The 14198-nt window shown below is 45.3% G+C and carries 13 protein-coding genes and 1 tRNA gene; 8 read left to right on the forward strand and 6 right to left on the reverse strand.

What is annotated here, in order from left to right; all coding sequences use genetic code 11:
- The coding region (locus tag QT974_RS16025) for a hypothetical protein (protein WP_333469453.1) at window positions 1-190 on the reverse strand (190 nt) is incomplete at its 3' end.
- A gap of 10 nt (window positions 191-200) precedes the next feature.
- Between QT974_RS16025 and QT974_RS16030 the strand changes: the two genes are divergently transcribed.
- The 5 genes from QT974_RS16030 (at window position 201) to QT974_RS16050 (ending at window position 7684) form a co-directional block, all read left to right on the forward strand.
- Entirely contained in the window at window positions 201-3791 is a 3591-nt protein-coding gene (locus QT974_RS16030; protein WP_333469454.1) for a calcium-binding protein, read from the forward strand.
- Window positions 3792-4111: 320 nt separating this feature from the next.
- Window positions 4112-5470: a cytochrome 450 gene (locus QT974_RS16035; RefSeq protein WP_333469455.1), complete on the forward strand. Its 1359-nt coding sequence runs from the start codon at window positions 4112-4114 to the stop codon at window positions 5468-5470.
- 273 nt (window positions 5471-5743) lie between these two features.
- Window positions 5744-6289: a hypothetical protein gene (locus QT974_RS16040; RefSeq protein ID WP_333469456.1), complete on the forward strand. Its 546-nt coding sequence runs from the start codon at window positions 5744-5746 to the stop codon at window positions 6287-6289.
- A gap of 349 nt (window positions 6290-6638) precedes the next feature.
- Window positions 6639-7064: a DUF1016 N-terminal domain-containing protein gene (locus QT974_RS16045; protein WP_333469457.1), complete on the forward strand. Its 426-nt coding sequence runs from the start codon at window positions 6639-6641 to the stop codon at window positions 7062-7064.
- Complete coding sequence (locus tag QT974_RS16050; protein WP_333469458.1) at window positions 7058-7684, forward strand: PDDEXK nuclease domain-containing protein; 627 nt, start codon at window positions 7058-7060, stop codon at window positions 7682-7684. Before QT974_RS16045 ends, QT974_RS16050 begins: the two co-directional genes overlap by 7 nt.
- On the opposite strand, the gene QT974_RS34775 is transcribed toward QT974_RS16050, so the two are convergent.
- Window positions 7576-7869, reverse strand: a complete 294-nt coding sequence (locus tag QT974_RS34775; RefSeq protein WP_442933186.1) for a cation-transporting P-type ATPase — start codon at window positions 7867-7869, stop codon at window positions 7576-7578. The two genes, QT974_RS16050 and QT974_RS34775, sit on opposite strands and share 109 nt — an antisense overlap.
- Before the next feature lie 679 nt (window positions 7870-8548).
- Here QT974_RS34775 and QT974_RS16055 point away from each other — a divergent pair.
- The gene (locus tag QT974_RS16055) at window positions 8549-9706 is read left to right on the forward strand and encodes a matrixin family metalloprotease (RefSeq protein ID WP_333469459.1); all 1158 of its coding nucleotides are present in this window, start codon (window positions 8549-8551) and stop codon (window positions 9704-9706) included.
- A gap of 78 nt (window positions 9707-9784) precedes the next feature.
- On the opposite strand, the gene QT974_RS16060 is transcribed toward QT974_RS16055, so the two are convergent.
- The 4 genes from QT974_RS16060 to QT974_RS16075 all read right to left on the reverse strand — a co-directional run bounded on the left by QT974_RS16060 (window position 9785) and on the right by QT974_RS16075 (window position 11626).
- A tRNA-Pro gene (locus QT974_RS16060) sits at window positions 9785-9858 on the reverse strand.
- A gap of 37 nt (window positions 9859-9895) precedes the next feature.
- Entirely contained in the window at window positions 9896-10261 is a 366-nt protein-coding gene (locus tag QT974_RS16065) for a DUF1818 family protein (RefSeq protein ID WP_333469460.1), read from the reverse strand.
- Between the two features lie 172 nt (window positions 10262-10433).
- Entirely contained in the window at window positions 10434-11075 is a 642-nt protein-coding gene (locus QT974_RS16070; protein WP_333469461.1) for a hypothetical protein, read from the reverse strand.
- Window positions 11076-11392: 317 nt separating this feature from the next.
- Window positions 11393-11626 carry a DNA-directed RNA polymerase subunit omega gene (locus tag QT974_RS16075; protein WP_106148190.1) on the reverse strand — a complete coding sequence of 78 codons (234 nt, stop codon included), beginning with the start codon at window positions 11624-11626 and terminating at the stop codon, window positions 11393-11395.
- A gap of 79 nt (window positions 11627-11705) precedes the next feature.
- On the opposite strand from QT974_RS16075, the gene QT974_RS16080 reads away from it, so the two are divergent.
- Both QT974_RS16080 and QT974_RS16085 read left to right on the forward strand, forming a co-directional pair.
- Window positions 11706-12398, forward strand: coding sequence for a GDSL-type esterase/lipase family protein (locus QT974_RS16080; protein WP_333469462.1), 693 nt, complete (start codon window positions 11706-11708; stop codon window positions 12396-12398).
- A gap of 485 nt (window positions 12399-12883) precedes the next feature.
- Window positions 12884-14137: an S-layer homology domain-containing protein gene (locus QT974_RS16085; RefSeq protein WP_333469463.1), complete on the forward strand. Its 1254-nt coding sequence runs from the start codon at window positions 12884-12886 to the stop codon at window positions 14135-14137.
- Window positions 14138-14198 lie beyond the last annotated feature (61 nt).

Here is a 14198-nt window from a genome sequence, read left to right on the forward strand (position 1 = left end):
CAGTCACGCCAACGCCAACACCAGTCACGCCAACGCCAACACCAGTCACGCCGACGCCGACGCCAGTCACGCCGACGCCGACGCCAGTTGCGCCAACGCCGACGCCAGTTGGGCCAACGCCGACCCCAGTTGGGCCAGTTACACCCACGCCTGCTGGTTCCATCGCCACACCAATTCTGCTGTGTGGCATAGAAACTGGATTGAATCAATTTCAGAAAATTCTTGACAACCAATTACAGGCAGTTAACCTACCAATTGTTGGCGTACTTAAAGACATTTCCCCAGATTTTATTAGCGACATCAAAACTAAGCTAGTCGATACGATTAACAATCAGGGAAATCTAAGTATGAGTCAGTTAGAAAATAGCATCCGTAATGCACTTGGAGGGAACGTTGATTTTACTCTAACTGGAAATTCTAATTCTGATGAAAGTACCTTGCTAATTACACTTGGCAAGCAATATCAGTTTCCAGATATCAATCTCTCTAAAAACTTAGGAGTCCCAGCATTAAGTTTAGAAGTAGATGGAAAAGCCCGATCGCAATTCAACTATAACTTATCCTTAGCAGTTGGTGTTAGTAAAGATTTTGGCTGCTACATAGATACTGACAAAACCAAGTTAACCGCCAACCTTGATTTGGGTCTAGATGACCAATTCAAGGCTAAAGGCAACTTAGGTTTTTTGCAAGTTGACCTCGCCAACGATACCAACAACCCGACTCAAGTCGGTGCCAACCTCGAAGTCAAACTCAATGATTTAGACAATCTGGGTGGCCGAGATGATGGCCCTCGCCTCACCTTACCAGAACTGCAAGGCAACTATCAGTTTAAAGACTTATTCAAGACCAGCTTAGGAAGCAATGCTAATCTCGGTCTGCAAGCCAAAACCAGCATCAACGGCAATCCTGCATTCCCATCCTATAACTTCGACTTAGCAGTTGATTGGCCGCTGCTAAATTACGCTAACGGTCAATTAACCGGGCCGCAAAAACCCGCAGTTGCATTTAACAATATGCAACTAGATTTAGGAACATTTGTCAATAATTTTGCCAAGCCAATTCTCGGTAAAATTTCCGATGTCATTAAACCATTCCGACCAGTTATTGACTTTCTGAATACCGACACTCAGTTAATATCTAAAATAGGTCTAGCTGGGCAATTCGATCGCAATGGGGATGGCAAAGTCAGCGTACTAGAATTGGCAGCAAAACTGTCGGGGCGCACGATCGATACTCGCTTTTTAGATGCAGTTGGTAAGGTCGATCGAGTTATTAGCTTAGTAGATCAATTAGCAACTTCTGATAAAATCGACTTGGGTTCCTACAATCTGGGGAATCTAGATGTTGCCGATCGAACTGCGAATCTGCAAACTACTGCCCCGGTTTCAAAAACTGCTGTACGGCAAACTCCTAACCAACAAATCAACTCCAAAACAGGCAAAGTCAAGGAATTTTTTACGGCTTTACAAGATATAGAAGGCTTCGATCTGCCACTGTTAAGCAACCCGGAAACCGCAATCGATCTGCTGCTAGGTAAACCGGATGTTCCACTCTTTACCTATAAGATACCCAGACTAGAATTGGACTTTAATATTCAGCAAGAATTTCCGATCTGGGGGCCGATTAAGGGTTTGATTGAAGGCAAGTTTAGTGCGGCCGCTAGTCTAGGATTTGGGTACGATACCTACGGATTAAATGAGTGGAAAAACTCTAATTTTGCTATTGATTCTGCTGTCAAAGTTTTGGATGGATTTTATGTCAGCGATCGCCAAAATGCTGACGGTACGGGACCAGATGTTGACGAACTGATTCTTGAAGCTAGTATTGCTGCGGGTGTTGGGGTAGATGTGATACTTGCTTCTGGTTATTTAAAAGGTGGAATTCAAGGAAAAGTCGGCATCGATTTGATCGATGGTGGAGAATCTCAGCCCAAACAAGGTGGTGACGGCAAAATTCGAGGTTCGGAAATTTCTTCCCGTATCACCAAACCCTCAGAACTTTTTAACGTGTCAGGTCAAATCAATGCTTTCTTGGGTGCTGAATTTAAGGCATTTGGGTTCAAAGTCTACGATAATAACTTTGCCACATTTGAGTTAGCTAATTTTGCTCCTTCTACTTCTTCCGATTCTACTGATTTTCCTACTCCTCCTGTAGGATCTTTTCCGCAACCCAGTCCGACGAGGATTAGTCAACGTCCTGTGGAAAAAGTGGGGACTATTACTCTCAGTTACCTCACAGGTGCAAAAGTCTTCTTTGATGCTAATTTTAACGGCATTCAAGATGAAAAGGAACCCTTCACAATTAGTAATGTTGATGGTAGCTTTAGTTTAGATATCTCTCTTACGGATTTTGACAAAAATAACAGTGGCGCACTCGAACCGGATGAAGGTAGACTTGTAGGTACTGACGGTATTAATGTCGCTACTTATTTACCGCAGCAAACGCAGGTAACAGCAACACCAGATGCTATGCTTGTGACGCCTTTAACTACCTTGATGACTGAGTTGGTAGAACAGGGTTTCGATGCCGATCGCGCCGAATTTCTGGTAAAATCATCGCTGGGATTGTCGCCAACAATCGATCTGACTAGCTACAATCCGCTACAGGCAATTACTCAAAACGATCGCAACGGTTTGGCGGTTTATGCAGCGCACGTTCAGGTACAAAATGCAATAGTGTTGACAACAAATTTAATTAGCGGGATTTCAAATACCGCTAAAAATGAAATTGCCGATCGCATTATTTCCACTATTGCCGATCGAATTCAATCCGGGGCTGTCGATTTAACCAATCCCGCACAATTACAAACCATCATTCAGTCTGCTGCAACTCAACTGCAAGCACAAACAGCGTCCGATCTTGCACCGGAAGCTGCTAAAATTATTGCCGAAGGCAATCAGCGGGTAAGGGCGATCGCATCTAGCAACCTCCCACTTGCAGATGCAGCTACTAACATAGCCAAAGTTCAACAAGTCGAACAAGGAGAAGTAGCCAAAGATTTACAACAAGTCGCCGCCGGCAATAAAACAATTCAATCGGCAATTTCTGAAAATACAAGCACATCCTTAGACGCACAGATTCATTCCGCCACTGTCAATAACCCCACAATTCGCAACAGGATAAACAGTAACTTCACTGCTACCGAACTTTTTCCCGACAGTGGCATAGAATTAGTCAACAATTCCCCCGATCGCAAAATCGGCACCGATGGTGACGATACTCTAGGTGGCGACAGCAGCGATGACGTTTTTAGCGGCAAAAAAGGAAACGATTTAATCTTTGGTTTTAACGGTAATGACTGGATTAATGGCAATCAAGGCAATGACTTAATCAATGGTGGTTTTGATGACGATACGGTTTACGGCGGCAAGGGAATTGATACCATTACAGGTAGTGATGGTTCCGATATTATTTTTGGCAATCTAGGTGATGATATCCTAGATGGTAGCCCTGGCAATGATATCTTGCGCGGCGGCAAAGGCAACGATCTGTTAATTGGCGACTTGGGCGATGACTTCCTATTCGGTGAAGATGGAGATGACAGTTTGATAGGAGGAAATGGGAGCGATCGCTTTTTATTATCTGCCAATTCTGGCATCGATACTATATTGGATTTTGAAGATGGCAAAGATTTGCTAACACTCGCCAGCGGCATTACTTTCTCGCAATTGGCGATCGCCCAAAGTGACGGTGCAACCTTAATTCGATTGGCGGCTACCGGAGAAATTTTTGCTTCTCTAACTGGGGTATCGTCCAGTCTGATTGGTATCGCAGATTTTGCCTCAATCTAATATCAAGTAGTCGCAGATAACCGCAGTTATCTGCGACTTCAGCAATTGGCGCTAATACTTAAGAACTACAGAGTACATATACTTACTAGGAATTGTGATAAATTACAGTCAATCTCCGGAATAAGGCTAGACTGGGACGCAGACATATTCAGTAGAATTAATCTATATTGCCACGACGTTCACCAATAAAGATGGCTATAGTTATACTTACTGATTTTGGCAATCTTTGAGGGTATGAAATCCCGATCGATAGGGGTTCATTACACTCTTGCTGCTAAATGCGAAGCGTGTTATGGCGAAGCAATCTCGGAGGAATTATCGTGAACCTAAATTTAGATACTATTTTCTCACCGCTGATGAACCCCGCCCTGAATGAGTTTCAGACTTGGGCTTTGCAAAACCCCGAGGAGGGCCTCAGCAAAACGATGCTGCCGGCGATCGCCCTGATCGAGGGTTTAATTGCCAACGAACCCACCTATTTGCCAATCAAACGGCTGGCTTTCGGGGCTAATTTTTGCTGCGCGGGACAAGTGGTGATGGGAGAATTTGCAACACTCGAACAAGCACTCACATCGCCTCAGGCGCGCGGATGGCGGCTGGGTACTTCTGTGCTCGATGCGGATCTCTCCCCCAACCAAGATGTCGGCGGTAGGAACCTTTTTCTGCTGTCTTTGTCCGATCGCGAACCAGACGGTAGCAGCAACCACGCAGCATTCCGAAGCTGTATGCAAAAGTATCTTTTCAACAGCGCCACAACCGATCGCCAACAAGACGAAATCAGCAGGCGGTTGCTCGATCGCCTAGCATCAGATTATACCGAGATGCCGCACGGTGCGGGGGGAACATTTTTTACCGATGTCAGGCGCGGTTGGATGGGATTTTTAGTCCCATATTTGCACTACGTAATTTTTGGGATTAATCCAGATGACAAGTCTGCGATCGAACTTCTCACCGATTTACATTACATCCGCCAAAGCCCCGCGCACTACTTCGCCGTCGCGGGCAGCCTGCTGCAAAGTCTGAACTTGTTTGGACATGGGGATTTGTCGGCTTTAATCGAGCGCGCGGCGACGATTTACGAAAATTCTCCCGCCTTAGCCGACTTCGAGGAAAGTTCGGAAAACAACGGCATGACTAGACGGGAATTGGCAAAGCTGATGACAGCAATTATGGGGATAGCGGGACTGCAAGGCCCCCTGCACCTTGGCTACACAGCTATGGGATACCGCCCTCTCCCGGCGTATAAAGGAACACAGACTGCTGACATTAATCCGACGGATTTTTGGGACGATCTTGATTTGGACGATCGCCAGTCGATCGAGCTTTTCCTGTTGGAATGCGGGCGCCTCTGGGCTCCCGTCAGCGCCACCCACCGAGTCGCGACAGAGCCCTTTACCGCCACGGTAGGGGGCAAACAGCGCACTTTCCCCGCCGGAACCAAGGTACTGATACCGATCAGTTTGGGGCACCTAGACGCGAGTTTTTGGGGTTCTACGGTGTACGAATTCAACCCTAAGCGGGAGAATTTGTGCCCTTATCATATGGGATTTCATTCGGTGGGCGATCGGAGTGCGGGACGGATTTGCCCTGCTAAAGATATCGCACTGAAGATGCTGGTGGATGTGATTAGTACCGTTGGTAAAGTTAGGCGATCGTCGGCACCTAATTCGCAGCAGTAATTAATCAAAAAACCCGGTTTGATCGTTCGGACTAAAGTCCTCTTATCTTATCCGAAGAAGGACTAAAGGGGTGCATCTGGCGCAAGGCAAATATGTTTGTAGGGGCGAAGCATGACCGCTGAAAATAGGAGATTATAACTAATAACTTATATGCGGTCATGCTTCGCCCTCCTCAAAAACCAGATGCACCAGACTAAAGTCCTCACGGCGAACCTAATTTTGGTTATCTAACTGGGCCGGAAATCACAAGTATTTTCGAGGTTAAATAATGCCATGTCAATCGAAACAAAGAAACTAAAAGATATCGCAACTTGGATGAAAGCAGAACATCCACCCGAATTCCCCGAAGCCCTGCAAGGTATCTTCTTTATGGACGGGAATATTTTGCCAGACTATTGTCTGACGATGTACAATTCAGAATGGAATGCTGACCAACGGACGTTATTGCTGCGGATTTACGATCCAGTTGTCTGGACATTTCATTCATCAATAGCAGGACGAATGTTACTTTATGCCGTCAAATTTTCTCGTTTCAGCTACTTGTTCCGCTTCTCTGATGCCACTTTGCAACACGGGCACATCACGCCGATCGCCTTTGGATTGTCTGTACCGCCGTGGATTATGGATTTTTTGATCGATCGAGATCCGAACACTCCGAATGGGGATATCTGGGATCGCAGAAACTCGTTTTTCGGCAGAGCTCCTGAAAAAGGCTATACACTCCGCAGAGTTGTTAACAAAGATGGGAGCCCCACAGCAGCATTTCCTGATTTTCTGTCGAAAGTTGGCAGTGATTGTTTAATTATTGCTCAAGAGTGAACATATTTAGGACAACTACTAAACCCGCTTAATTAGGCGGGTTTTTGCGATCGAAGCAGCGGGATTTAAACCCACTAACCAGACTAATACAGTCTTAAACACTTCATTCAGTTGACAGTTGACAGTTGACAGTTGACAGTTGACAACGACCTCTACTTGGAAGTAAGAAGATTGGATTAATGAATAGTCAGATTTTAATTTCTCCTTACAAGGGAGAGGCTTTCAACCATTCTTTATGGTAAACAATTATCACAAAAACATATATGTGCTCTCTCAGTTGTTGTGTTATATGAGATATTAAGTTAAGGATTGACAGCCTAAATTTAAGAAAATATGTGGGGGTTAGGCTATGGTAGATAGTTTATCAATTCCTGAAGATTATAATATTTTCCTGCGGGAGCTGAAACAACGCATCCGCAATGCTCAAGTACGGGCAGCACTTTCGATTAACCGAGAATTAGTGTTGCTTTATTGGCAAATCGGACAGGATATTTTAAATCGGCAACAGCAGCAAGGATGGGGTACTAAAGTTATAGACACTTTGGCTGCTGACTTGCAAAAAGCTTTTCCTGAGATGAAGGGTTTTTCATCTCGCAATCTGAAATATATGAGGAGTTTTGCGGAAACTTACCCAGATTTTGAATTTGTGCAGCAGGTTGTTGCACAAATTCCTTGGGGCCATAATATCCGCATTTTGGATACTGTGAAAGATGGGTTGAGCGCGAGTGGTACATTCGCCAAACTATCGAGCAAGGATGGAGTCGAAATGTGTTAGTTCATCAGATAGAAAGTGGACTATTCCGGCGGCAAGGGAAAGCTGATACTAATTTCTCTCGCACTCTGCCAAATCCTCAATCTGAACTGGCTCAACAGTTATTTAAAGACCCTGATAATTTTGAGTTTCTCAGTTTAGGTAAAGCAGCCCAAGAGCGCGATTTAGAGCAGGCTTTGATTGAACGCATCCGCAATTTTTTGCTGGAGTTGGGAGTAGGGTTTGCTTTTGTTGGCAGTCAGTATCACCTGGAGGTTGAAGGAGAAGATTTTTATATTGATTTATTATTTTATCATTTACGTTTGCGTTGTTTTGTGGTAATATACTTGAAGGTGGAAGCGTTTAAGCCGGAATTTTCTGGAAAGATGAGTTTTTACGTTTCGGCTGTGGATGATTTACTCAAACACCGGGACGATATGCCGACTATTGGGATGATTTTATGCAAAAATAAAAAGCAGAAGATTGTCGAATATTCTTTGCGAGATATGAATAAGGCGATCGGGGTTTCGACTTATCAATTGCGGGAGACTTTACCGGAACAGTTACAGGGAAGTTTGCCAACTTTTGAGCAGTTGGAAGCTGAGTTAGAAGCGGTGGATGTGGCGATTGAGGAGGAGTTATGACAAAAACAATCGAAGCAGCGAAGTAATAGCGATCGCCGCCCCGGCTCGGGCAGTTCATTATACCCGTAATGCTTGATTCTGATTGCTGTCTCTGCTTCTGAAAGTCCCTGTGCCGAAGTTGACAGCCTTTCGTAGAGACAGGAGGGTGAGTTGTCATGCGATCGACAGGCATAAAAAATACCCACGTTGGTGACTAACTTCTTTCTATAGCCTGACCGCGGTCACTGTCTAGATTAGATGATTTTTCTTAAACATTAGACATCAATACGGTTCAGCTAGCGATCGCGGACAACACCAAAAGAAATAGTGCTGTTTGCGAAAAGTAAGATCCTCCCTACCAAAACATCTGGAGCATCTGCACAGAAAACTTTACAAACCCCGAGGGTTGCTGTGATGCTTGCCTGGGAAAAATTGGGGCTGCTGGCGGCGAGTAATTTGTTGCAATATCGTAATAATTCTATACGCGGATCGTCGTATTGTTTCCAAAGTTTATTTTGAAGAGGATTAGATAAATACTTCGCATATTGGGTGATTGCGAACCGCAGCATAATGGTTTCAGAGCGATTGCGCGATCGCCTTTCCGGTAAATCAAGGTTTTTAGGCCTTGAGCTAAAAACTCCGAAGTGTGAATTGTTTACACTGGAAAAATTGAAGCTAGAATTGGGGAGTAGGAGTTCCTTGCACAGTGCGATCGCCATCTCCTCAGCGGATGTTGAGCGTAGGAAATCTATCGGGCTAAGCTTATTATCCCAACAAAAATCTGGGTTTTACGCATAGCCAGTTATTGGGAATATTTTTTTCAACAATTCAGTACACCTTGGGATTTAAAGTCCCTAGGTATTATTAAATTTTGAGGAATTTGTCATGACTAAACTTTCGGAAATCGACTCGAATCAAGTTGACCAATTACTAAAACGCATCGAACAAATTGAAGCGAAGCTCGGCATTAAAGTTGACTCAGGTGTCGCAGAATCAAGTCAACAAGCACAACGTTTTTGTGCTATGCCAAAGGTTGCTCCGCGCACCTTCGATGCGAGCGTGTCGCCCGATCGCGCTCGTCTCATACGGTTCATCGGCAAGAAGTGGGTTAACGGTACAAAATTACGTTATTACTTTTTTGAGAGCGGCCCAAATTCAGGCCCGAACGAGCAAAAGGAGATTGTCCGCCAGGGGTTTGAAGCGTGGAAAAAGGTAGGGATTGGTATCAAGTTTGAGGAGGTTCGTAACATCGGCGAAGCAGAGATCAGAATCGGTTTTGTGCAAGATGATGGAGCCTGGTCATATCTTGGCCGCGATGTCCTCAGTATTCCTAAGCAGGGCGAGCGAACCATGAACTTTGGCTGGGATCTGCGGCAAGATCCCCGTGGGGTAGATGTCCCCGTTCACGAAATTGGCCACACCTTAGGTTTCCCTCACGAACACCAAAACCCATTTGCAGGTATTGTATGGGACGAAGAAGCCGTTTATAAATATTTTGGTGCTCCTCCTAACAAATGGGATCGACAGACAACTTTTTATAATGTGCTCCAAAAGCTGGAAGTAGGAGAAGTTGAGGGGTCAAAGTGGGACCCCAACTCAATCATGCACTACGGTTTTGCAGGGGGATTGATTGAGAAACCCGTGGAGTACCAAAAGGGATTAAGGCCTGCTGGCGGACTTTCCGAGCAGGATTTGTCGCAGGTACGATTATTCTATCCCCCGCTTGATGACTCGAAGTATACTGAACTTAAACCGTTCCATTCGGAGATTCTGTCCCTGGCGCCTGCTGAACAGAAAAACTTTGCGATCAATCCTTCTGCTACCCGAAGCTATACAATTGCGACTTTCGGAAAAGCAGATACAGTCATGGTTCTGTTCGAGGATCAGAGCGGTGATTTGAAGTATGTTGATGGTGACGACGACAGCGGTACAGACTTGAATTCACAAATCACTGTTCGGCTTTATCAAGGTCGGCGGTATGTGCTGAGAATCCGCTTATACTCTAACTTTTCTGCTGGCGAGGCCTCAGTGATGCTTTCTTGAGGGGGTTATCGATCGCACCCCATGACAGTCACCGCTAAAAACAACAAAACCTTCTCGTTTGAGAAGGTTTTATCACGATCGGAGCGGCGGGATTTGAACCCACGACCCCTACTACCCCAAAGTAGTGCGCTACCAAGCTGCGCTACGCCCCGACAGCTTTAACAGCTTAGCATAGAATCTCAGAAAAAGTCAAAAAACTTTTAAAACTTTTGTGGCTTGCACCAAACCGGACGCCGCAGCCGCCGGCCAAAAACCCTCGCAGCGACGGCCAGCATTCAGGATCAACTGCACGCTGTAAGCTTGGGGATAGCCTTCTAACTCCACCCACAACAAGTCGCTTTCGGCTTCAATGGCGATTTTTTCCTCGTCCATGAGCTCAGAGGCCATTTGACTCATCGCAGCCACCAACTGTCCCAACAACCGGCAAAAGTCGTTTAACTCGGCTTCGGTGAGTTCGATCGCCCAACCTTCCCCAGCCACCAAACCCTGAAACTCTTCTGCGTTTGGGTTCCATCCCAAACGCCAGCCAACACCGGTCTTAATTACACGTTCCATCTGGCGATTTTAGAATCTGGATTTTGGATTTTAGATTGATTAGGATTGATTGATATCATGTCCGGTCGATTGACCGCAATAAGTAAGTTCGTAGTGCGGACTTCAGTCCGCAGCATTATGCGGACTGAAGTCCGCACGTGCGTTCCAATCTGTTTATAGGCCTCTTTCCAGCTTACGGTGTCAGCAACTTTGCATCTCCCGGCTGCGGCTGCGGTATTTCCGGGGAAGTCTCGCGCCCGAGTGGTTTTTCACCCCTCGCCGGTGTCCCTCCCCGCCCGAAATCCTCAGTAAAAACATCAACCAAAGCTTGAACCAAAGCATCCCGCTGTTTTCTATTTAAACTTTGAATGACAGCGCGATCGCGTTCCATCGGATTCGATCGCAAAACGTCGTTTCCCGGGTACACGCTTTCCACCAAATAATCGGGAGTCACCCCCAGATAGTCAGCTAAACTCAACTTCCAATCAAAACGGTAATTCGGCGGCCGTCCTTTGACAAATACGTGATATCGAATCAAGCGCCCGACTAAAGTATTGTTGGGATCGACTTTTCCACTTTCCTGAGAAATGTAGTTATTCTCGATCGGCAAATCCGGCACTTTTTGATAAACCAATTTCCACGCATCCTGCACCCTCAATTGCTGCGGCGCCGATTGTTGAGCAACCAACCGCACAGACCCAGAACTCCCCAGCAGCGAAGGTTCCACAGCCGACACACTTAATTGGCCAGATTCCAATACCCCACTCAACAGCGTGTAAATCGCCACACTCAAAGTAACTAACAAAAAACTCAAGCCTTGCTTTAATTGCTTCACAGTTTTGACAATTTCAAAATATAGAATAATTTCATAAACTTACCTCTCAGCAGCTTTCCTAATCTCTAATATTAGGATTTACGATAATCAACCGGGTTGGGAGCATCCTAATAAAGCTAAAAAGCGTTTCTTAGAAATGCGATTTTCCCGCTTGCTTGCATATATATGTAGCTTGCTCTCCGTTTCGTGATTCAGTGAAAGCTAAAAATAAACCGGGTTTCTCATCCCGGTTCACTGTCTAGTATGAAAAATTTTTGAGTTTTGAATTAACAAAAATTGCGAGCAATTCACCACTCAAAACTCAAAACTCCCCAAGTCTAGATATCTCCGATAATTTCTGGCTGAGTGAGTTCGTCAGACATCTCAAATATCGCCCGCATTACAGGCTTCATCATTTGAGTGTCGTCCATATTCTCGAAATCTTCATAGCGACGGCGTTTGGCGCGGTTGGCCACTTGCACCGTGATCCGATAGCGGTTGGATGCAGCACCGATCAACTCTTCCGCCCGACGGGTTAGCTGAGTTGAATCGAAGGTTGGACGCTTAACCATGAGATTACCTACTTTATCTAATGTTACATTCTAGTCTAGTATGCGAAGATTCAAAATTACTAACTGAGTATCATTGCTTATGCAGGCAACAACAGCCTATTCCTTTGGTCACTTGCATCGGGTTAATTCTCATCCCCTCAAATTGGTTGCTTTTGGCGACAGCTTAATCTACGGTTTTGGCGACGGTGTAGGTGGGGGTTGGGTGGAAAGATTGCGGCGACAGTGGATGTTAACGGAGAGTGCAGGACACGTTTTATACAATTTGGGCGTTCGGGGCGATCGCACCTATCAAGTCGCCCAGCGCCTCGAAAACGAGTTTCGCCACCGGGGCGAGCTCAGAAACCGCGTCCCGGATGCGATTATTCTTTCCGTAGGCCTCAACGATTCAGCGAGAGTGCAATCGCCTAACGGCCGCAGTTATACTGATTTTGAACATTTTAAAACTGTTTTGGATAATTTGTTAAATTTATCGCAACAACTTTGTCCGGTGATTTTTGTGGGAATGGTGCCGGTGGATGAAAGCAAGATGCCTTTTCAAGATTGTTTGTACTACAATCACGCTGACCAATATCGGTACAAAGAAGCAACGAAATTAGCTTGTGAGTTGCGGGGAATTCCCTATTTAGATATTTTTGATAAATGGATGGCTCGCGGTAATATTTGGTGTCGTTCTTGTCTGACTTCGGATGGTCTTCATCCGAATGCAGCGGGTTATCAATATTTATTTGAAGATGTGACAAGTTGGGAACCGCTACTTGCTATTAGTTATTAGTCAGTTGACAGTTATCAGTTGACTGTTGACTGTTGACTGTTGACTGTTGTCTGTTGTCATTAGTCTAAAATACACAGCTCATCAAGAAACCGGGTTTTTTCACAGAAATACTTCTTCACAGCGCACAGTTGCGGTAAAAAACCAGGTTTCTGGGCGCCCGTGCGTCCTCTTCACTTATAAAAGCGATATTCTGCGCACCATATTTATAGAGATTTTGGGCAATTATCCTATAACTTCCAGGTAGATAAGGAAGATAAGCAACATAAGGATTTTAAGGAATTTAAGCATTTTAAAATCTCAAAATTAACATAAAAATATTTATTTTAAAAGACCGTATCTTCCCCTCGTCACAAATAAAAGCATTTAATAATGATGACATCACTGAGCGCAAGAGCAAGCTAGGCAAGAATCAATCAACGATAAATAGCCGGACAAAGGCTTGCTTTTTCCTCAATAAAAAATTTGTGTAAATTGGAGTATCAAAAATGTCTGTATTTCAACGCATTAAATTCGGTACATCTGTTATATTAACATTGGCAACTGTTGCCGGAACAGCAGCGCCGATGTTGGCTCCCGCCCCTGCTTTTGCTCAAACAGCTTTTTCGGATGTTAATAATAACTATTGGGCAAAAGATTTCATCCAAGATTTGTCGGAAAGAGGAATTATTAAAGGATTTCCCGATCGCACTTTCCGCCCAGATGCACCCGTCACGCGGGCAGAATTCGCAGCCATGATCCGTTCTGTGAAAAAGGCAAAAACCCGCGCTGTTGTAGGTTTTGTCGATGTTCAGTCTAATTTTTGGGCGCGGGGGGCGATCGCCGAGGCTTACGAAATGGGATGGATGTCTGGCTATCCCGGCAATGTTTTTCGGCCCTCACAGCAGATTCCTCGGGTTCAAGTTGTAGTCGCTTTAAATAACGGGCTGGGTTATGAGCCTGCTTGCAATTTTCAAGATGTTCTCAGCTACTATAATGATGCGGGTGAGATTCAAAGTTATGCTGTCAAAAGTGTGGCTGCTGCTACTGAAAAACAGTTGGTTGTCAGCTATCCCAATCCTAAATCCCTGAAGCCAAACCAGTCAGCCACCCGCGCTGAAGTAGCTGCTTTTATCTATCAAGCATTAGTCAGTACCAATCAAGCAAAAGCTATTAATTCTCCTTACATTGCCAAGATTGATATTGGCCAAAGTGTTGCTGTGAAAATTCCTACCGGGGTGACTATTCCCATCGAGTACGCTAAAGGCAAAATTTTGCTCGCGCCCAATGACAAGTCTCCGATTACGCTGACTGTGGCTGCGGATATCGCAGGGAGTAATGGCAAAGTTATGATACCCGAAGGCTCGAAAATTAGCGGCGAATTGCGATCGACTGCTGAGGGCGTTCAGTTTGTGGCGCAAGAATTGAGTATCATCAACGGTAGCAGAGTTCCTCTGAATGCTACTTCGCAGGTGATTACTCGCAAAGAAACTGTGACTAAGGGCGTGAATGTTGGTAATCTGATTAAGAACACGGCTTTGGGTGCAGCAGCGGCGGCGGCGATTGCGGGAGTTACGGGCGATCGGGCGATCGCCACTGAAGAGGTGCTCGGCGGCGCGGGAGTCGGGACTTTGATCGGAGTGTTTTTGGGTCGAGATAAAGTCGATTTGTATGCTGTTAATCCTGACACCGATTTAGATTTGTTGTTGAATTCTGACTTGGTATTGGGTACTGCAAATACAGGCATTTGTAGCGCTAGATAGAAGGAAGTTCGGCAGCGGATGCAAGTAACGGATGTAACGGATGTAACGGATGTTCGGCAGC

This window comes from Microcoleus sp. BM001215392, from assembly GCF_036700185.1.
Classification (GTDB): domain Bacteria; phylum Cyanobacteriota; class Cyanobacteriia; order Cyanobacteriales; family Microcoleaceae; genus Microcoleus.